This is a genomic window from Pseudomonas mendocina (genome assembly GCF_003008615.1).
Lineage (GTDB): Bacteria > Pseudomonadota > Gammaproteobacteria > Pseudomonadales > Pseudomonadaceae > Aquipseudomonas > Aquipseudomonas mendocina_C.
Genome location: NZ_CP027657.1, coordinates 3,689,165 through 3,709,407, shown reverse-complemented (window position 1 = coordinate 3,709,407; position 20,243 = coordinate 3,689,165). Strand labels below are relative to the sequence as shown.

17 protein-coding genes are annotated in these 20,243 nt (G+C 65.3%); 7 read left to right on the top strand and 10 right to left on the bottom strand.

The features are described 5' to 3' along the window. Nucleotides 1-94 precede the first annotated feature (94 nt). On the top strand, nt 95-2,242 hold the full coding sequence (locus tag C7A17_RS17380) for an HlyD family efflux transporter periplasmic adaptor subunit (RefSeq protein ID WP_106739193.1): 2,148 nt from the start codon (nt 95-97) through the stop codon (nt 2,240-2,242). Between the two features lie 249 nt (nt 2,243-2,491). Beyond that, nucleotides 2,492-3,085 carry a biliverdin-producing heme oxygenase gene (locus C7A17_RS17375; RefSeq protein WP_106739192.1) on the top strand — a complete coding sequence of 198 codons (594 nt, stop codon included), beginning with the start codon at nt 2,492-2,494 and terminating at the stop codon, nt 3,083-3,085. Between the two features lie 28 nt (nt 3,086-3,113). Here C7A17_RS17375 and C7A17_RS17370 read toward each other — a convergent pair whose 3' ends face one another. Further along, complete coding sequence (locus C7A17_RS17370) at nt 3,114-3,995, bottom strand: LysR family transcriptional regulator (RefSeq protein ID WP_106739191.1); 882 nt, start codon at nt 3,993-3,995, stop codon at nt 3,114-3,116. 121 nt (nt 3,996-4,116) lie between these two features. Here C7A17_RS17370 and C7A17_RS17365 point away from each other — a divergent pair, with 121 nt between their 5' ends. The 4 genes from C7A17_RS17365 (at nt 4,117) to C7A17_RS17350 (ending at nt 8,346) form a co-directional block, all read left to right on the top strand. Further along, nucleotides 4,117-4,815: a CoA transferase subunit A gene (locus C7A17_RS17365; RefSeq protein WP_106739190.1), complete on the top strand. Its 699-nt coding sequence runs from the start codon at nt 4,117-4,119 to the stop codon at nt 4,813-4,815. Between the two features lie 10 nt (nt 4,816-4,825). After that, on the top strand, nt 4,826-5,482 hold the full coding sequence (locus tag C7A17_RS17360; protein WP_106739189.1) for a CoA transferase subunit B: 657 nt from the start codon (nt 4,826-4,828) through the stop codon (nt 5,480-5,482). A 146-nt stretch (nt 5,483-5,628) separates the two neighbouring features. Then, nucleotides 5,629-6,810, top strand: a complete 1,182-nt coding sequence (locus C7A17_RS17355; protein ID WP_106739188.1) for an acetyl-CoA C-acetyltransferase — start codon at nt 5,629-5,631, stop codon at nt 6,808-6,810. Nucleotides 6,811-7,002: 192 nt separating this feature from the next. Beyond that, nucleotides 7,003-8,346: a short-chain fatty acid transporter gene (locus tag C7A17_RS17350; RefSeq protein ID WP_106739187.1), complete on the top strand. Its 1,344-nt coding sequence runs from the start codon at nt 7,003-7,005 to the stop codon at nt 8,344-8,346. Between the two features lie 117 nt (nt 8,347-8,463). Here C7A17_RS17350 and C7A17_RS17345 read toward each other — a convergent pair whose 3' ends face one another. The 3 genes from C7A17_RS17345 to C7A17_RS17335 all read right to left on the bottom strand — a co-directional run bounded on the left by C7A17_RS17345 (nt 8,464) and on the right by C7A17_RS17335 (nt 14,428). After that, nucleotides 8,464-11,070 (bottom strand): LuxR C-terminal-related transcriptional regulator, encoded by a 2,607-nt coding sequence (locus tag C7A17_RS17345; RefSeq protein WP_106739186.1) that lies wholly within the window; start codon nt 11,068-11,070, stop codon nt 8,464-8,466. A gap of 169 nt (nt 11,071-11,239) precedes the next feature. After that, nucleotides 11,240-12,607, bottom strand: coding sequence for a DUF1329 domain-containing protein (locus tag C7A17_RS17340; protein ID WP_234035812.1), 1,368 nt, complete (start codon nt 12,605-12,607; stop codon nt 11,240-11,242). Nucleotides 12,608-12,634: 27 nt separating this feature from the next. Then, complete coding sequence (locus C7A17_RS17335) at nt 12,635-14,428, bottom strand: DUF1302 domain-containing protein (protein WP_106739184.1); 1,794 nt, start codon at nt 14,426-14,428, stop codon at nt 12,635-12,637. Between the two features lie 241 nt (nt 14,429-14,669). Here C7A17_RS17335 and C7A17_RS17330 point away from each other — a divergent pair, with 241 nt between their 5' ends. Next, a complete protein-coding gene (locus C7A17_RS17330) occupies nt 14,670-14,954 on the top strand; it encodes a hypothetical protein (RefSeq protein WP_106739183.1) in 285 nt (94 codons plus the stop codon). Between the two features lie 6 nt (nt 14,955-14,960). Here the strand turns inward: C7A17_RS17330 and C7A17_RS17325 are convergent, their stop codons facing one another. The 6 genes from C7A17_RS17325 to C7A17_RS17300 all read right to left on the bottom strand — a co-directional run bounded on the left by C7A17_RS17325 (nt 14,961) and on the right by C7A17_RS17300 (nt 20,160). Then, entirely contained in the window at nt 14,961-16,109 is a 1,149-nt protein-coding gene (locus C7A17_RS17325) for a phospholipase D-like domain-containing protein (protein WP_106739182.1), read from the bottom strand. 7 nt (nt 16,110-16,116) lie between these two features. Then, a complete protein-coding gene (locus C7A17_RS17320; RefSeq protein WP_106739181.1) occupies nt 16,117-16,674 on the bottom strand; it encodes a YceI family protein in 558 nt (185 codons plus the stop codon). Between the two features lie 224 nt (nt 16,675-16,898). After that, on the bottom strand, nt 16,899-17,219 hold the full coding sequence (locus C7A17_RS17315) for an amidase (RefSeq protein ID WP_106739180.1): 321 nt from the start codon (nt 17,217-17,219) through the stop codon (nt 16,899-16,901). Then, nucleotides 17,216-18,334: a serine hydrolase domain-containing protein gene (locus C7A17_RS17310; RefSeq protein ID WP_106739179.1), complete on the bottom strand. Its 1,119-nt coding sequence runs from the start codon at nt 18,332-18,334 to the stop codon at nt 17,216-17,218. Before C7A17_RS17310 ends, C7A17_RS17315 begins: the two co-directional genes overlap by 4 nt. 83 nt (nt 18,335-18,417) lie before the next feature. Beyond that, entirely contained in the window at nt 18,418-19,203 is a 786-nt protein-coding gene (locus C7A17_RS17305) for an oxygen-binding di-iron domain-containing protein (RefSeq protein WP_106739178.1), read from the bottom strand. A gap of 66 nt (nt 19,204-19,269) precedes the next feature. Continuing rightward, a complete protein-coding gene (locus tag C7A17_RS17300; protein WP_106739177.1) occupies nt 19,270-20,160 on the bottom strand; it encodes an acyl-CoA dehydrogenase family protein in 891 nt (296 codons plus the stop codon). Nucleotides 20,161-20,243 lie beyond the last annotated feature (83 nt).

The window sequence follows — 20,243 nt, the reverse complement described above, 5'->3', positions numbered from 1 at the left end:
TCACCAGCGGTGCGCACGGCGCACCCTACCCGATGCTCGCCGCTCCCCGTAGGGTGCGCCATGCGCACCACACCGCTTCCGGGCAGCGCTGCCAATGACCCTCGCCGCCGCCCTCCCCGGCCAGCCCCAGCGGCAACCACTGCCGGCGTTGCGCCGTACCCTGCGCCTGCACCCAGGCCCACGCTCACGCGATGGCTCGCCAAGCTGGACGCTGGAAGACCACGCCCGAGGTCGCTTCTACCGGATCGGCTGGGCCGAGGCGGAAATCCTTGCGCGCTGGGAATTGGGCAACGCCGACGCGGTGGCCATAGCCGTCAGCCGAGAGACCACCCTGGCCCTGGCCAGGGACGACGTCGAAGGCTTCGTGCAATTTCTGCGCAACGTGCAACTGGTGGAGGTCGAGGGGGAACAGGCCATCGCCGACCTGCGCCGCCGCGCCAGCGCCGGCAAGGGCGGCAGCTGGGCCTCCTGGCTGCTGAGCAACTACCTGTCGATCCGCATTCCGCTGCTACGCCCGGACGCCTTTCTCACGCGCACCTACCCACGCGTGGCGCCGCTGTTCAGCCGTGGCTTCGCCATCACCACAGCGGTGGCCGCGCTGCTCGGCCTGTACCTGGCGGCGCGCCAGTGGGACAGCTTCGTGCACACCTTCCTGCACTTCTTCAGTCTGGAAGGCGCGGCGCTGGCCGCCATCACCCTGAGCCTGACCAAGGTGCTGCACGAGTTCGGCCACGCTTACACCTGCAAACGCTACGGCTGCCGCGTGCCAACCATGGGCGTAGCCTTTCTGGTGCTGTGGCCAGTGCTTTACACCGATGCCAGCGGCGCCTGGCGCCTGACCAAACGGCGTCAGCGCCTGGCCATCGGCGCCGCCGGCATGGGTGTGGAGCTGTGCCTGGCGGCCTGGGCCACGCTGGCGTGGAGCTTCCTGCCTGACGGCATGCTGCGCAGCGCCGCCTTCATGCTGGCCAGCACCACCTGGATTCTCACCCTGGCGGTGAACCTCAACCCGCTGATGCGCTTCGACGGCTACTTCCTGTTCTCCGACCTGATCGACGTGCCCAACCTGCAGGAACGTGCTTTCGAACTGGCACGCTGGCGCCTGCGCGAATCCCTGTTCGGCTTCGGTGACACGCCACCGGAGCACTTCGAGCCCTGGCTGCACCGCGTGCTGCTGGGCTACGCCTTCGCCACCTGGGTGTATCGCTTCTTCCTGTTTCTCGGCATCGCCGTGCTGGTCTACCACTTCGCCTTCAAACTGCTGGGCCTGCTGCTGTTCGCCGTGGAGATCGTCCACTTCATCCTGCGCCCGATCTTCAATGAACTGCGCCACTGGCAGCAACGCCGCAAGGACTACCGCATGAACCGCAACACCCTGATCAGCGGCAGCGTGCTGCTGGCCTCGCTGCTACTTGCCGCCCTGCCCTGGCGCAGCCATGTCGAAGCGCCGGCGTTGCTGCGCGCCGAGCGACAGGCGATCCTGCTTGCCCCGCTGGGCGCGCGCCTGCAGGCCATCGAGGTCGAACCCGGCCAGCCGATCAGCGCCGGCCAGACACTATTCCGCCTGCAGGCACCCGATCTGGAGCATGAGCTGGCCAGCCTGGAACGGGAAATCGAGCTGCTGCGCCGGCAGAGCAGCTTCCAGCTACGCGCTGCCGAAGAGTCCGCACGTCAGACCGTGGCCCGCGAGGAACTGAGCGTGGCCCTGGAACGCCGCGCTGCGCTGCACCAGCGCCTCGACCAGTTGCAGGTACGCGCGCCCTTCGACGGCATGCTGGTAGACAGCGCCGAGCCGCTGGAGGTGGGCGAATGGCTGCCGGCCGGCGAATGGCTGGGCACGCTGGCAGGCGGCGACAGTGAACGTATCGAGGCCTTCGTCAGTGAGAGCGACCGCGAGCGCCTGCAGATCGGCGCCGAGGCCTGGTTCCTGCCAGAAGACCCGTGGCGACCGCGTCGGCAACTGGTCATCGAAGATATCGGCCAGACCGCCGTGCGCAAGCTGACCTCCGCGCCTGAGCTGGCCTCGGTGTACCAGGGCAGCATCGCCAGCCAGTTCGACGAGCAGCGTGTGCCAGTGCCTGAACAGGCGCTGTATCGCGTTTTGTTGCGCCCGCAGGATGGCGGCGCGGTACAGGCAGAAACCCTGCGTGGCAGCGCCAGCATCACGGCCGAATCACGCAGCCCGCTGCTGCAAGCCTGGCGCTGGAGCATGGCGGTACTGATTCGCGAATTGGCGTTCTGAGCGCAACCACCGCGCCGCCCCCTTCGCGGCTGAAGCCGCTCCTACACGCACCAACGCCTCCCTTGTAGGAGCGGCTTCAGCCGCGAAATTCTGCCGGGATCGAAGCCGAAAGCGGAGCGCCGCCGAGTCGGGCCGACAAGAGCCCAGGCCCAGCCAAAGCCTTAAGTATTCTTAATGATCTGAGAATTGTTCCTAACTGCTGCGGAACCCATCATCGACCGGTCATTTTTCACCCCCGGTACACCCAAGATGAATGCCATCGTCCAAAGCATCCCCGAACTGCCCCTGAGCAAACGCCTGAAATCCGGGACTACCCGCGACCACGACACTGTCGACAACCTGGTAATGAGCTCGCGCCCCTTTGAAAGCCATGAGCGCTATGCCTATTTCCTGAACCTGCAACACCGCTTCCACGGTGCAATCAACTGGTTGTACGCGGACGAAGAACTGAATCGGTTGCTGCCTGGCCTGCAGGAGCTGCCGCGCTTCGATGCGGTATGCGCCGACCTCACCGATCTTGGTCTGCCAGTACCGGCTGAGCCGCAACCGATTCGTCCTGCCAGCACCTACGCCGCCGTGGGCTGGCTGTATTGCGCGGAAGGCTCGAACCTCGGTGCCGCCTTCCTGTTCAAGCAAACGCAGAAGATCGGCCTCGATAGCGAAAAAGGCGCTCGCCACCTGGCGCCGCACCCGGACGGCCGTGCCATGCACTGGCGCCAGTTCGTCGCCCTGCTCGACGGCCTGGAGCTGAGCGACACCCAGCGCGATGAAGCCATCCAGGGCGCGGTAGACGCCTTCGATTTCTACCGCTCGACACTGCGCGAGATCTTCCCGGCCAACTGATCGACCTGTCACGCCAGAGCCCCTATCGCTAGCGGGCCTGGTGCAGCAGGGTTTCACTCAACGCCTGCGCCGCGCTGGACAGCTGATGCCCAGCCTGGTGCAGCAGCCCCACCCGGCGCGATACCTGCGGCTCGCTCAGCGGCAGGCAGCGCGCCCCCAGTTCTTCCATCTGCTGTCGACACAGCTGCGGCACGGCGCTGACACCGAGACCTTCGGCGACCATGCGTCCGACCGTCACCAACTGATGACTTTCGAACGCCACCGGCAGCTTGCCGTGGCGGGCAATCACGCTGTCTTCCAGCAGCAGGCGCACTGCCGAGGGTCGTTGCAGAGTGATGAAGGGCTGCTCCAGCAACTGCGCCCAGGTCAGCGCGGACTGCCCGGCCAACTCGCTGCCAGCGGGCACTACGGCGACGAAGCGGTCGTCGTACAGCGGGGTGAACTGCAGGCCGTCGAGGGTGGACGGCTCGAAGGCGATACCGAGTTCGACGCGGCCATCGCGCACCATGTCCATCACCTGCTCGTTGATCACGTCATGCACCGTCACGTTGACCCGTGGGTAAGCGTCGCGGAAGGCACGCAGCGCTGCCGGCAGACGGTTGCCGGCGAACGACGGCATGGCCGCCACCGCCACCTTGCCCATCTGCAGGGTGAAGTGCTGGTGCAACAGATCCTCGGCATTGTCCCAGTCCGCCAGCAGGCGCACGGCGATGGGCAACAGCGTCTCGCCCTCCGGCGTCAGCGCCACGCTGCGGGTGGTGCGCACCAGCAACTGACCACCGAGCGATTGCTCCAGGTTCTTGACCGCCAGGCTCAGCGCCGGCTGCGACAGGTGCAGGCGCTCGCAGGCCTGGGCGAAGCTCAGGCTCTGCGCCACGGCGAGGAAGGCACGTAGCTGCTTGACGGTCATTGATTTGTTTTCCAGATCAATCAAGAGGAAAAACAAACTTAACAAATAAACCCACAGCGCTGAAGCTTGCACTCACCCCGGCAGTGCACCTGCCCCATAACGACAAGAGAGGCAGCCTCGAATGAGCGGACTCGACAAACGCGTCGGCAGCTATGCAGAAGCCCTGGACGGCCTGCAGGACGGCATGACGGTGCTGGCCGGTGGTTTCGGCCTGTGCGGCATCCCCGAGAACCTGATCAATGAGATCCGCCGCCGTGGCGTTCGCGACCTGACCGTGGTGTCCAACAACTGCGGCGTCGACGGCTTCGGCCTCGGCGTGCTGCTGGAAGACCGGCAGATTCGCAAGATGATCGCCTCCTATGTCGGTGAGAACGCCCTGTTCGAACAGCAACTGCTCTCCGGCGAACTGGAAGTCGAACTCACCCCGCAAGGCACCCTGGCCGAGAAGCTGCGCGCTGGCGGCGCCGGCATCCCCGCCTTCTTCACCGCCACCGGCTACGGCACCCCGGTCGCCGAAGGCAAGGAAGCGCGCGAGATCAATGGCCGCCACTACATCCTCGAACCGGCCATCACCGGCGACTTCGCCATCGTCAAAGGCTGGAAGGCCGACCACTTCGGCAACGTGGTCTACCGCCACACCGCGCAGAACTTCAACCCGGTGGTCGCCACCGCCGGACGCATCACCGTGGTCGAGGTCGAGGAGATCGTCGAGCCCGGTGAACTCGACCCAACGCGGATTCACACCCCCGGCATCTACGTCGACCGGCTGATCTGCGGCAGCTTCGAGAAACGCATCGAAAAACGCACCCTGCGCAGTTGAGGACAAGAGCATGGCACTGACCCGTGAACAAATGGCCCAGCGCGTAGCCCGCGAGCTGCAGGACGGCTTCTACGTCAACCTCGGCATCGGCATCCCGACCCTGGTGGCCAACTACGTACCCGAAGGCATGCAGGTGATGCTGCAATCGGAGAACGGCCTGCTCGGCATGGGCGCCTTCCCCACCGAAGAGGAAGTCGATGCCGACATGATCAACGCCGGCAAACAGACCGTCACCGCGATCAAGGGCGCGGCGATCTTCGACTCGGCGCAATCGTTCGCCATGATCCGTGGCGGCCACGTCGACCTGACCGTGCTCGGCGCCTTCGAGGTGGACGTACGCGGCAACATCGCCTCGTGGATGATTCCCGGCAAGCTGGTCAAGGGCATGGGCGGCGCCATGGATCTGGTGGCCGGCGCCGACAACATCATCGTCACCATGACCCACGCCTCCAAGGACGGCGAGTCGAAGCTGCTGGAGCACTGCAGCCTGCCGCTGACCGGCTGTGGCTGCATCCGCAAGGTGCTGACCGACCTGGCCTATCTGGAGATCGAGAACAACGCCTTCATCCTGCGCGAACGCGCGCCGGGCGTGAGCGTCGAGGAAATCGTCGCCAGGACGGCCGGCAAGCTGATCGTCCCCGAGCATGTCCCCGAGATGCAGTTCTAGGTTGTCTACCGTTCTGTAGGCGCCACCACGCATGGCGTCTACAGAGCGTTTTTCTGCATTGTAGGAGGCGCTTTAGCGGCGAGCCTTTCTCGTCGCGGCTAAAGCCCCTCCCACAATACGCGGCCCATCAGCCAAGAGGATTTCCCATGCAAGACGTCGTCATCGTAGCCGCCACCCGCACCGCCATCGGCAGCTTCCAGGGCAGCCTGGCCGACATCCCCGCGCCGGAACTCGGCGCCATCGTCATCAAGCGCCTGCTGGAACAGACCGGTATCGACGGCGCCCTGGTCGATGAAGTGATCCTCGGCCAGGTGCTTACCGCAGGCAGTGGCCAGAACCCCGCGCGCCAGGCCGTGATCCGCGCCGGCCTGCCCCATGTCGTGCCGGCCATGACCCTGAACAAGGTCTGCGGCTCGGGCCTGAAAGCCCTGCACCTGGCTGCCCAGGCCATCCGCTGCGGCGATGCCGAGGTGATCATCGCTGGCGGCATGGAGAACATGAGCCTGTCGCCCTACGTGCTGCCGAAAGCCCGGACCGGCTTGCGCATGGGCCATGCGCAGATGCTCGACAGCATGATCGTCGACGGCCTGTGGGACGCCTTCAACGACTACCACATGGGCATCACCGCCGAGAACCTAGTGGAGAAGTATGGGATTTCCCGCGAAGCCCAGGACGCCTTCGCCGCAGCCTCGCAACAGAAGGCCGTAGCCGCCATCGAATCCGGTCGCTTTGACGCCGAAATCACCCCGGTGATGATCCCGCAGCGCAAGGGCGATCCCGTCGCCTTCGCCCGTGACGAGCAACCACGCGCCGGCACCACTGCCGAGTCGCTGGCCAAACTCAAGCCGGCGTTCAAGAAGGACGGCAGCGTCACCGCCGGCAACGCCTCCAGCCTCAACGACGGCGCCGCTGCCGTACTGCTGATGAGCGCGGCCAAGGCCAAGGCATTGGGCCTGCCGGTGCTGGCGAAGATCGCCGCTTACGCCAACGCTGGCGTCGACCCGGCGATCATGGGCATCGGCCCGGTCTCGGCCACCCGCCGCTGTCTGGAGAAAGCCAGCTGGAGCCTGGCCGATCTGGATCTGATCGAAGCCAACGAAGCCTTCGCCGCCCAGGCGCTGTCGGTCGGCCAGGAACTGGGCTGGGACGCCGACAAGGTCAACGTCAACGGCGGCGCCATCGCCCTCGGCCACCCCATCGGTGCCTCGGGCTGCCGCGTGCTGGTCAGCCTGCTGCACGAGATGATTCGTCGTGATGCCAAGAAAGGCCTGGCCACGCTGTGCATCGGCGGCGGCCAGGGCGTCGCGCTGGCCATCGAACGCGAGTAAGCAGCGAGGAAACGTAGGGCGGGTGCAACCCGCCACCACAGGAGCCGGCGGGTTACACCCGCCCTACGGATCAACATAACCACCAGCTCGGCCTCGGCCGGGCTTTGTCATATCACCTGCAACTCCCAGGCATAACCAACCTCGAATGCCTGATCAAAGCCCTTACACAAGCATAAGAAAGAGGCGTCACCCATGTTCAATACCCTCACCCGCATGAGCGTGAGCCTGGTACAGAAGTACCTGCCCTCGCCCTTCGTGTTCTCTGCACTCCTGACCTTGGGAGTTCTCCTGGCCGGTATCTTCTCCACCGGCCAATCGCTACCCGCCATGGTGCAACACTGGAGCAGCGGCTTCTGGACGCTGCTCGGCTTCGCCATGCAAATGTCGCTGATCTTCGTCACCGGCCACGCCCTGGCCAGTGCGCCGATCATCAACCGTAAACTCGACCGCCTGGCCGGTATGGCCCGCACGCCGGGTCAGGCGATCATCATGGTGACCCTGGTGGCACTGGTCGGCTGCTGGGTCAACTGGGGCTTCGGCCTGGTCATTGGCGCCGTGTTCGCCCGCGCCCTGGCGCGCCAGGTCGAGGGCGTGGATTACCCACTGTTGGTGGCCTCGGCCTATTCCGGCTTCCTGGTCTGGCATGGCGGCCTGGCCGGGTCGATTCCGCTGTCGATGGCTACCGGCGGCCCGGATCTGGCGCGCATGACCGCCGGCGTGCTGAGCGACCCGGTGGGCATCAGTGAAACCCTGTTCAGCACCCTGAACCTGACCATCGTCGCGCTGCTGGTGATCGGTCTGCCCTTGCTCAACCGCGCCATGCACCCACGCCAGGGCGCCAAGGTCGCCGACCCGGCCAAGCTGGTAGAAGCGCGCGCCGAACTGCCGGCCCGTGAAACCCCGGCACAACGCCTGGACGACAGCCGCATCCTCGGCCTGGCCCTGGTAGCCATGGCCGGCATCTATCTGTTCAACCACTTCGCCAGCAAGGGCTTCGTGCTTGGCCTGGATGTGGTGATCGCCATCTTCCTGTTCAGCGGCCTGCTGATGCACGGCACCCCGGAGCGCTACATGCGCGCAGTGGACGAAAGCGTGCGCGGTATCGGCGGCATCGTTCTGCTGTTCCCCTTCTACGCCGGGATCATGGGCATGATGATGGGCGCCAATGCCGACGGTATTTCTCTCGGCCGGCAGATCACCGAAGCATTCATTTCCTGGTCGTCGGCCGACACCTTCCCGCTGCTGGCCTTCCTCAGCGCGGGCGTGGTCAACGTGTTCGTACCGTCGGGTGGCGGCCAGTGGGCCGTGCAGGGGCCGATCATGCTGCCGGCTGCCGAAGCGCTGGGCGTGTCGACCACTGTCACCGCCATGGCGATTGCCTGGGGTGACGCCTGGACCAACATGATCCAGCCGTTCTGGGCGTTGCCGCTGCTGGGCATCGTCGGCCTCGGTGCCCGCGACATCATGGGCTACTGCCTGATCATGCTGCTGTACTCGGGCATCGTCATCAGCGGCGCGTTCTACTTCCTCGGCTGACCTGCACCGCTCTCGACAGCCCACCCTCCCGTAGGGTGGGCTTCAGCCCACCAGCCCTGCCCATCCGCACGGTTCTGCCTGCAAAAGGATGCCGCGCCCGATACGGACATAACCCGCTCAATCCCCCATCAACCCCTGCGCCTTGGCCATGGCTACCGCTTGAGTGCGCCTCTGCACCCCCAACTTGACGTTGATGCGCCGCGCATGGGTCTTGACCGTGTGCAGCGAGATGAACAGGCGGTCGGCGATTTCCTGGTTGGAATAACCCTGCGCGATCAGTTGCAACACCGCCAGCTCGCGCGAGCTGAGCAAGGCGGTACCGGCACTGGCTGGCTCCCCCAGCGCAGGCGCCGGCTCGAACAAGCGCTGATGCAGGCTCTGTCCTGCCTCACTCGGCAACAGGCACTCCAGCCACTGCGCCTGACGCTGTTGCAGCTCCTGTAACGGCCGTAGCAGGCGCAACTGCCGCGCCTCGCCAAGCGCCTGCTGCAACAGGCTGTCGGCCTGCTCCTGCTGACCTTGCACGAGCAGCGCCTCGGCCAGGCTGACCCGACATTCGCAGGCCAGGCTACGGTGCCCGGCAAGCTGGCACTCATCCAGCAACAGGCGCAATGCATGCTCGGCGGCAGTGTGGTGGCCGAGCAACAGATCGCTGATCGCCAGATAGCGACGCAGGCGCGGCAGCAGGTCATAGAACTCCGACGGCGCCAACTGCTGGCGTTGCTGCAACTGCTGCAGCGTCTGGGCGAACAACTCACGCGCGCGCCCGGTCTGGCCCTGACGCAGCAACAGCCGCCCTGCCTGCAACTGCAGCACACAGCGATAACGCACTTCCGGCACGTGCGACCACTGCATCACCCGCTCGGCCTGCTGCAACCACTGATGCGCCTCGTCGAGATCGCCACGGCTCTCCGCCAGCTCCAGCAGGCCGAGATAGCCAGAGATGATGTAGGCATCCTCGCAATGCTCGGCTTCCTGCAGCCCCAGGCGATATGCCTGCTGCGCCGCTTCATCCAGGCCCTGACGCGCCAGCAGGCTGGCCCGTACCAGCAGCAGGCGGGCGACCACCGGGCTGTGACTGAAGCGCTCGCGCAGCAGCGCCAGGGACTGCTCGGCCAACTCGGCCGCGCGTCCGGCCTCGCCACGCATCTGCAACAGCAGACAGTGATCGGTATTGAGCAGCGCTTCGAAGATCAGGCTGCCGTGCAGCCGTGCCAGGCGCAGGCCCTGATCCAGCGCCTGTTTGGCCTGCTCCAGGGCATGCTCGGCCATGTGCTGCTGGGCCAGCGCCTGGTAGCAGAGCACGCGCTGCGACCAACTGCCCTCGTCCAGCATCTGCAGGGCTTCCTGACAGTGCATCCGCGCATCGCGCCGTCCGCATTGCCGGGCCAGTACCCCCATCAACGCCTGCCAATGAGCGACCAGTTTGCGCTGGCGGCGTTCATCGGGTTGCGGCATGAAATGCGCCAGCCCCTTGATGCAGGCGCTGGCTTCGTCGAAACGGGCGCAGATGATCAGCGCCCAGGCCTGCAACACGATCAGCCGTGGCGAACTGGCAAACAGCCAATCCGGCAACTCTTCGCGCCACTGCAGCAGTTGCGCCACCGAATGCCCCTGCAGCAACTGCTCCTGACTGAAGCGCTGCAGATAGTTGACTGCGACCTCGACCTGCCCAGCCTGCAAGGCATGTTCGACGGCTTCGCGAATATCGCCGTGCTGAGCGAACCACTGGCAGGCGCGTATATGAATCGAGGCTGGCAGCGGAGCGCCTGGCAAGCGCCGCAACACTTCGGCCAGCGGCCGCCACAGGCGAAACCAGGTGCCGCTGCTGTCGAGGCTGCGCACGAACAGCTGGCGCCGCTGCAGTTCGGCCAGCAGCTCACTGCCGCGGCCTTCGAGCAGGTGCTCGCAGAGCGACAGGGAAAAACGCGGCAGCAAGGCCAAGGCATGCAGATCGCCGCGCAGCTCCTCGTCCAGATCGAGCAGCACCTCGCGCTGTACGTAATCGCGCAGCACCGGGCAGCCATCCTGCAGACGCTGACGCAGCGCATCCTCGTCGGCATCGAGCAGCAAAAGTCGGATCGCCGCCAGCCAGCCTTCGCTGCGTTGCAGCAGCGTCTGCCGACAGTCCTCGGCAAGGCTCACTTGCAGCGCCACCAGCAACTCGCTCAGCGCCGTGTCGTCCAGCGCCAGCTCCTCCCCCTTGAGTTCCAGCAGATCGCCCTGCAGCAACAACCGTGGCAGGTTCCAGGCCGGTGCACGGCGGCTGGCGACCCACCAGGTGACCTGCTGTGGCGCCGCAGCGAACAGCCGGTCGAGGCAGGTATCGAGCGCATCGTCGGCCTGACGCGGGTAATCGTCGATGAACACCCACAGGCGTCCCGCACGCGCGTGCAGCAGATCGAGCAATGCTGCTTCGCTGGCCTCCTCCATTGGCACCTGCAGGGCGGCGGCCAGTCGCTTGCACAGCTGTGCCGGCGTCAGGCTACGGCCACCGAGGTCGAGCCATACCCGTTCGACGGCCGTCGGCGTGTGGCGTGCGCACTGGCCGAGCAGCACGCTCTTGCCGGTACCGGCAGGCGCACACAGCAGGAGCAGGCGCGCTTCGCTGGCGAGCAGACGCTGCAGCAATGCAGGACGGGAAACCACGCATGGCGGCAGCCGTGGCAAATCGGCAGGTTGTAGCGGCACCGCGCTTGGGCGGGCGATGGCGAGGGTCGGCATGGCAGCGGTTCTCTCTGCTTGTCATTGTTGAACCACCCGGTGATGGTACCCCGCTCACCTCTCACGACCACCCCTTGTCGCTTATGGCGCGAGATTCACGCGAGACCGGCACGCAGCAAAAAGCCGGTGCAGCACAGGGCGGCACCGGCTTCGTTCGAACGTGCCGGGTTCAGCGCACGCCGGCGTTACGCAGGGCTGCCGGAGTGAAGTCCTTGGCCGAGGCCTGGGTGCCGTACTGAATCGACATCTTCTCCTCGTTGGCCATGCCGACCGCGACGTAGCGACCAGCGATGACGTCGTACAGCGCTTCCAGAGCGTAGACCGGAATCTTCTGCGCATAGTGCTGCAGCAACATCGCCTCGCCGACACGCCAGAGCTGACCACGACCGTCGTAGTGCTCGGACAGGGCGATCTGCCAGGAGTCCTCGTCGACATAGAAGCGGCGCTTGGCGTAGATGTTGCGCTCGCCGGACTTCAGCGTCGCCTCCACTTCCCACACGCGGTGCAACTCATAGCGAGTCAGATCCTGATTGATATGCCCGGCCTTGAGGATGTCGGCGTATTTCACGCTCGGCAGCGCCAGACGATAGTTGTTGTAGGGGATGAACAGTTCGCGCTTGCCCACCAGCTTCCAGTCGTAGCGATCCGGCGCACCGTTGAACATGTCGAAGTTGTCCGAGGTACGCAGGCCGTCCGACGCGGTACCGGGGCCGTCGTAAGCCACCTGTGGCGCCCGCCGCACACGACGCTGGCCGGCGTTGTACAGCCAGGCCATGCGCGGCTCGGCGACCTGATCGAGCGAGTCGTGCACCAGCAGCACGTTACCGGCCAGACGCGCGGGAGCGGTGACCCGCTGCTTGAAGAACAGCAGCGCGTTTTCCGCCTTGCCTGGATCGACGTCGGGGATGTTCTCCGGGAACGCCACTTCATCCTCGAAGTGCACCAGGGTGTAGGCGCCGTTGGCCTGCGGCGAAGCCTGCACGATGCTGCGCTTGAGGTTGCCACCGCGATAACGGGTGATGTGGTTCCACACCACCTCCAGGCCGTTCTGCGGAATCGGGAAGGCGTAATAGCGGCTGTCGGTGAAACCGGTCAGGCCGTTGCCGCCATCGCGCAGCCCGGTTTTCAACGCGCTGGTCTTGGCTGCGGCATTGATCGCATCCGGCACCGCCGTGCTGCGGTGCGTCGGGTACACCGGCATGCGGTAGGTTTCCGGGTAGCGGGCGAACATCGCCAGTTGCCCCGCCGACAACTGCTCGCGGTACTGCTCCAGGTTCTGCGCGGTGATGGTGAACAGCGGTTGTTCGCCAGCAAAGGGGTCACTGAGAAAACCGCGCGCATCGACCTGCCCGGCATCGCTGGCCATACCGCCCGTCCAGGCGGGGATGGTACCGGCCGCGTTGCCAGCCATCTCGCCGCCCAACGGGGTCAGGCTGGTGCCGAGCTTGGCCGCCTCCTGCTCGCTGACTGCGGCCAGCACACCGCTGGCCAACAGGCTCAGGGACAGTGCGCCGAGCATCTTCAGGGTTGTATTCATCTGCATTCCTCAACTGATCCTGATGGCCTAGAAGCTCACGCCGAAGCTGAGCGCCAGGAAGTCGCGGTCGACCGCGACGTTGTAATCGCCGCCGAAGAAGTCGGTGTACGACAGGCTGGCGGTGTAGGTATTGCGGTAGTCGGCGTCGATACCGAAGCTCACGGCCTTGGCCCCCTCGTTGAACAGGCCGTTGGGGCCGTAGCCGTCGACGTCGTGCGACCAGGAGATGTTCGGCTTGAGGTTCACCCCGGCGAACACGTTGCTGTACTCCCAGATGCCGCGCACGCGGTAACCCCAGGAAGTGCTGGTGACGAAGCCATTGGTATCGCCGCGGAAGCCATAGGCGCCGAACAGCGAATCGCGGCCATAACGCAGGTCTTCACGGCTCTCCAGCCCACCGACATGGGCCATGCCGATCTCGCCCACCAAAGTGAAGCGCCCTGCGCCCATCACCTGATCGAAGAAATGGGTGAAGGTGGTCTGCACCTGAGTGACTTCCTTGCGCCGATAACCGACGTTGTCCTGGCCCGGCCCTGCCGAGACCGGCGCAGTGCCGGGGGCGATGGGGTTGAGCAGGCTCAGGGTCATGTCGGTGGTGTTGATCTGCAGCGGCAGGTTCGGCCGGTAGCTGAGTTCCCCCGCCCAGGCGGTGCCGGTGGGCAAGGTGGTGGAGAAGCTCAGGCCGTACAGACGGATGTCCTCGGGGTATTCGAGGTAGTAGCGCCCATTACCGAGCATCACGCTCTGTGCCAACCCCGCGCCGCTACCTGGGGCGATGCCCTCGGCGGTGCCGATGATCCCCGGCAACGCAGCCAGGGTCGCCAGGCCGGCATTCTGCGTGCTGACGATGGGCGTGCGGCTGTGATAGTTCATGAAGTACAGGCCGTACTCGGTCTCGTCCCCCAGCCAGCGCAGGGCCAGGCCCCACTGGCCGCTGTCACGCGCATCACGATCACCGGCGCGCGGCAGGATCACCCCTTCGCTGTCGACCTGGAAACCCTGGCCAAACGCGGCGGCGACTGGCTGCAACGGCGCGATGGCCGGCGAACCGATGTGATAGCCATTGTCGCAGCCATCGGCGGCCACATCGGCAGTGGAGAAGAAGGTGCCGCAGTTGTCGAGGATGGTCTGATCCCACTCCAATTGGTAGAAAGCCTCCATGCTCAGGCGGTCGCTGAGGCTCTGCGACAGGTAGAGCATGTTCACCGGAATCAGCCCTTCCTTGATCTCCGCGCCGGGGCGACGGAAGGCGGCCACGTCGATGGGGTTGATCGAGTTGATGCTGTTGCCAATGAAAGTGCTCTCACCCCAGCTCACCACCTGCTTGCCGACCCGCACGGTACCGGGCAGATCGCCGATGGCGTAGTTGTGATAGAGGAAGGCATCGAGGATTTCCGCCCCGGAGGCCTTGGCGCCCTCCTTGCGGTTGTGGTCGTCGATGTCCTTGAACAGGCGGCTCTCGTCCTTCAGCTCGAAGTCGTACCAGTACTTGCCGCGAACGAAGACGCCGGTGTCGCGATAACGCAGTTCGAGATCGTGGATGCCCTTGAAGATCTTCGAGAAGGTCTCGCCCTTCTTGAAGTTCAGGCGACCATCGTCACCGGTCTGCGCCTGGCCCTGGCCACCGTTGTTGGGGCCGATCAGATCGCGATCCGGACTGCGCATCGACCAGCTGGCGCCGACCGACAGCGAGCTGTCGAACTGCCCTTCGATCTCACCGATATTGAAATTGACGGCCTGCGCCGGAGCGGCGAAACCGACGGCGACGGCCAAAGCCAAGGTGTGCGGCTGGAATAGTCCGGGCCCTGTTGTTCTTGTCATGCGGGTCTCCTGATGTAGGGGTACAACTGCAGGGAACCCTACGCAGCGACCACAGCCCGGATAAGCGCACCAAGGAGGGATTTCATCTGTCGCCCGAAAGGATGAACGCCGCCCTGGCGCGGGCGCGCACAGGCCGACCTCGGCTTGCTGAATGACGGATCATCAGGGGGATGGGGAACTTTCCTAGGCGTCGCCCTGCAGGCATGCTGCGCAGCTGCCCAACACAGGAGCGACAAAGGTCATGGAAATACTGCTGAAACTCTTCGCCACAGTGGGCCTGGGCACGGGTATGGTCTTCGCCCTTTTGCCCGGCTCGTTCGGCTTGCTCAACTATCGTCGCGAGCACGCCAATACCGGGCGCAGCCGCCTGGCTACGCTCACCTGGTGGGGGTTGGTGCTGACCCACCCACTTGCGCTGTACCAGTTGTGGCTGAGCGACGCTTACCCGTACCTATGGCTACTGGTGCCACTGCCTCTGCACCTGCTTTTCTTCAGCCTGTTCGGCCGCAACCTCAGTACTCGGTGACGCGGCTCAGCGCCACCGATCGAGCAGATTCACCGCCAGGCGATCCAGCCAGCCCCACAGGCGCTGTTGCGCGCGGCGCCACCAGGGACGCTGGCGCCAATCCTTGAGGGTGATCTCGCGGCTGAGGTCGAAGTCCTCGACGAAGCTGGCCGCCACTGCGCGGGTGAAGTCCGGATCGAGTGCCTCGACATTGGCGTCGAGGTTGAAGCGCAGGTTCCAGTGATCGAAGTTGCACGAACCGACGCTGACCCAGTCGTCCACCAGCACCATTTTCAGGTGCAGAAAGCGCGGCTGGTATTCGAAGATGCGCACACCGGCCTTGAGCAATCTGGGGTAGTAGCGCTGCCCGGCAAACCGCACCGGCGGGTGATCGGTGTTGCGTCCGGCCAGCAGCAGGCGAACTTCGACGCCGCGTGCTGCCGCACGGCGCAGTGCGCGGCGGATCTTCCAGGTCGGCAGGAAATACGGCGTAGCCAGCCAGACCCGCTGCTTGGCCCCCCGCAGTGCACGCAGCAGCGACAGCAGGATGTCGCGATGCTGCGCGGCGTCGGCATAAGCCACACGCCCCAGGCCAGTGCCCACGGGTGGACATTCGGGTAGCGTCAAAGGGGCCGGTTGATGGCTAGGGCGCCAGGAAAAACGCGCGCGCCACTGATGCTCGAACAACTGCTGCCAGTCACCCACCAAAGGCCCCTCGATCTCCACCATGGCTTCATGCCAAGGACTGATCGGAGCATCCGGCAACCAGAACTCGTCGGTGGAACCCGTACCGCCGACATAAGCCAGGCGACTGTCCACCACCAGCAACTTGCGGTGGTCGCGGTGGAAGTTGCGAATGCCACGGCGCCAGCGCACCGGGTTGTACCAGCGCAGTTGCACGCCAGCAGCCTGCAAGCGCTCACGCAGGGGCGCACCGAGGCCGGCGGCGCCATAGGCGTCGAACAGCCCACGCACGACCACACCACGAGCGGCAGCCTGGCACAGAACCTCGATCAGTCGTTCGCTGCAGTGTCCGTCCTCGACCAGATACAACTCGATCTCGACCTGACGCTCGGCGGCCTCGATGGCGGCGAGCATGCGCGGGAAGAACACCTGCCCATCGAGCAACAACTCGAAGCGGTTACCCCCGCGCCAGGGAAAGATGGTGCCGCGCATCAGGTGATCAGCGCGCCGTGAAGATCAGCACGGCGCCAACCGGCCCCGACAGGCTGATGGCAGGCAGATCCGCAATCTTGCGCAATGCCTCGATGCCGCTGGCCAGACCATAGTCCTCGGCATGCGGCACCAGCGGCGCCAGGGTCACCACCTGAAAACGGCGGTCGTCGAGGCGGGTCACCAGCAGCTCCGACTCCAGCTCGCGCGTACGTTCGTTGAGTGTCAATTGCAGCGGCAGACGCAGTTCCAGCTGCGCGCCAGGCGCCAGATCGGTGAGCAAGGGCAGGTTGACCTGGGCGCTGATGCGCGCCTCGGGCAGGCGCGCGGTGTCGAACAGCATGGCGCGCAGGGCAATGCCGGTACTCAGCGAATCGAGATCGATGCGTAGGCGAACGCGGCCATCGCCGCCGATCTGCCCATGCAGGGTGAGGAAACGGTGTACTTCCGACTGACTGCCGGAATGGGTGGAGATGAACGACAGCCGCGAGGACTCGTTGTCCAGGTACCAGTCGGCGTGAACGGGCAAGGCAACGGCAAGCAGCAGGGCGAATAGCGAACGGCGCATGAGAGCTCGAATAACGGCATGACCAGGCCGCAACGATAGTCGCCATGGCCTGCCTTGCAAAGTCCGGTGCAAGAATGGCCAGGCCAGGCGGCTTCAGCCGCGAATCAGTGAACCGTAGGGCGGGTGCAACCCGCCACCGAGATCTGGCGGGTTTCACCCGCCCTACGCAGCCCCATGACCCGGATGCAATCCGGTGATGGCTTGCACGGTATCCGGGCTACGCTTCATTCGTTCGGCAGCAGTTGGCAACCCTGCCGCTCACCCAGCCAGGCGGCGCTGTGGGTACGGCCGAGGCCGCTGGCAGTCACGCGCTTTGCACTCTCGTCGTCGAGCAGGCTGCTGATCGGTACGTACTGCGCGACATAGCCTTCGCAATAGGCCGCCGGATTGCCGCTGACATAACGGCAGGAGCAGTACTCCTTGGCCGTGTAGGCGCCGATGATGTCGGGGAATGCGGCCAGGTGCGCACGGTTCGGCCAGGCCCAGGCCAGCAGCACAATCAGCAACAGCGCCAGCACACTGAGAATCGGATGGCGGCGAATCATGGCTGCACCTCCGCGGCAAAGGCCGCACGCACGCGCTTGAGCAGTTCGTTGTGCTGGAAGCTGCCATCGCGATCATCGGCATAACGCACGACCAGCAGATCCTCTTTCGGCATCACGTACAAACCCTGCCCCCAATGTCCGAGCGCCGCGATGGTGTCGGCCGGAGCATCCGGCCACGGGCGCTTGCTGCCCGGCAGCTCGGCGTTGAGCCACCAGTGCCCGCCAGGCACCGCATCGCCCGCCTTGGCCAGTTGCGCCTGGTAACCGGCAAAAGGCGTGGCAACGAAATCGACCCAGGCCGCCGGCAGCAGCTGACGCTCGCCCCAACGGCCACCGCGCTGCATCAGCAGGCCGACACGGGCCAGGTCACGGGCAGTCATATAGGCGTAGGACGAAGCCACGAAAGTGCCGCTGGCATCACGCTCCCACACCGCACTGGTAATGCCCAACGGTTCGAACAGCGCCGTCCAGGGATAATCGGCATAGGCCTGCTCGCCAACCATCCCGCGCAGTGCGGCGGCCAGCACGTTGCTGTCGCCACTGGAATAACGAAAGCGCGTACCCGGTGTAGCATCGGCCGCATGAGCGGCGGTGAACGCGGCCATGTCGCCCCTGCCACGGGTGTAGAGCATGGCCACCACCGAGGACTTCAGCGGCGCGTACTCGTAGTCCTCTTCCCAGGCCAGCCCCGAGGCCCAGTTGAGCAGGTGACCGATCTTGATCTGCGGGTGCTCGGCCATCGCCGGGTAGTACTGCGCCGCCGGAGCATCGAGCTTGAAGCGTCCTTCGCCATAGGCCACGCCGAGGGTGGTGGCGAGCAGGCTCTTGGCCATCGACCAGGAGAGGTGCGCGGTCTGCGCCGTGGTCGGCTCGGCATAACGCTCGTAGACGATCTGCCCGTCGCGTATCACCAGCAAGGCGTCGGTGCGAATGCCCTTGCGCTCGGCTTCATCGCGCGCGGGAAAGGCGTAGCGCTCGAGGTCGGTCAGTGCGGCGCTCTCGGCGCGGGGCTGGGTCTGCCAGTCGGGTTGTGGCCAGTTTTCCGCTTGGGCGGCAGTGGCGAACAGGCTGAAACCGAGCACCAGGCTCAGTCGGCGAAGGAAAGAAGTGGGCATGGGCGGCCTCGATCAGGAATCGAGGCGCACCCTAGCACGCCCATGATGACCGCTTGAAGCGACGAAAACGCCATCGCCAGCCTTCATTTGGGCAGTTGGTAATCCTCCGGCCCCATCAGGTCGAGGCCGCATTCGAGGTTCTCGATCCAGTAGAGGAAGGCGCTGATCATCTCCGCGCCCACGAACGGCCGACCGTGCTGCGGCACGATCATCGCCACGTCCATTTCACGCACCATCGCCGCCCACAGGCGACAGGCCTTGTTGCCGGCCATGTAGCGGCGATGGAAGGCCTCCATGTTCGGCACGTGATTGACGAAGTCGCGCACCGGCGAGGCGTCGTCCACCATCGACGCGCCCATGTCGCCGGAAAAGAGAATCTTGCTGATCGGGTCATACACCTGGAAGTTGCCCACCGAGTGCAGGAAGTGCGCCGGCACCGCCTTGAGCGTACAACGGCCCAATGGAATGCTCTGGCCGCGATCCGGTAGCGCGATGATGCGGTCATAGGTGTTGATGCCACGGCTCAGCACCAGGTAGTTGGCGGTGAGGTGCGGCAGGAAACGCGCCCACAGCTTGGAGCAGATCACCCGCGCGCGCGTGTGCAGCAGCCACTTGTCCAGCGAAGCGATGATGTCCGGATCCTGGTGCGAGGCGAAGATGTAGGTCAGATCCTGCACTGGGATGTGCTTGGACAGCTCCAGCGAGAGCGGCGTATAGGTCAGGTCACCGCCCGGATCGAGCAGCAGGTACTGCTCATGGTCGGTGATCAGGAACTGGTTGGACTGCACGCCCTCGCCGCTGACCAGGTCATCGAACATCAGGCATTGGTGGTGGCCGTTATCGAACAGCACGATGGGCTCGCGGCGCATGGAAACCTCGTAGAAGAAACGCGAGGCAACCTTATGCGCACACCCTCGGCACGGTACTGATATGGATCAAGAGCCGGCGACAATCTGCCGCGCTTTGTCCAGGCGCTTGCTGCGCGCCGCCTCGGCAATGCGCAGCAAACCCTTGTCGCGTTGCCACAGATCGGCCCAGTGCACAGGGCCGGCAGCGAAGGCCGCCTCCAGCTCGTCGGCCAATGCCTGCTGCTGGGCGAACAGCCCGGCCAGCAGCAGGTGCGTGGTCGGCGCATTGGGCGCCTGCCGCACCACCTCGGCACAACCGGCCAGCAGTGCCTGCAAACGCAATAGCAGGGATTCGGGCCAGGCGCTTTCGCGGCCTACACCGAACAACCAGGCCGCCACGGCCGCGAGAACGTGCGCGTCTTCCAGCGTGCGAAAGGGTTTGACGTAGTCGTCCCAGCCATCGCCGGCCAGGCGCTCGCCCTGCGCCTGATCCAGATGCAAACGGGCATGGCCGATATCCGGCATCAGCGGCAAAGCCGGCAGCGGCTCGATGCGCACGCCCGGCGCGCCCTGGCGCACCACGCCAAGGGCTAGCCGTGGCGACTCCTCGGTGCCCTCCTCGCGCGCCGCCACCAGCAACCAGTCGGCACATTCGGCGGCGGTGACGAAGTCCTTGCGACCGCTGATGTACAGGCCATAGATGCGCGTACTCATGTCCGCCGGACGGGTGCTGCGGTTCTCCGTCACGCACAAGGCACCAGCCGTCCACGGTGCCGCCGGCCACAGCACGCGTAGCGCAGCCTGGTAACCGGCGAGAAAGGCCAGCCCCGGCGTGGCCGCCTGCAAACCACCCACCAGCGCCAGCTCGAAGGGCTGTGGCGTACCGCCCAGGCGCGCCAGCAGGCGCGCGTACCAGTCCTCCAGCCCCGCCTCGGCAGTCAGGCGCTCGATGGGCTGAAACAGGCTCGACCAGGGCATCGCAGAGCTCCTCGCAGCCGCAGTCGGGCCGCCGTCACATAAGCATCAAAAAAGCTTCACGGTGGTGACACCGCAGCTACCTA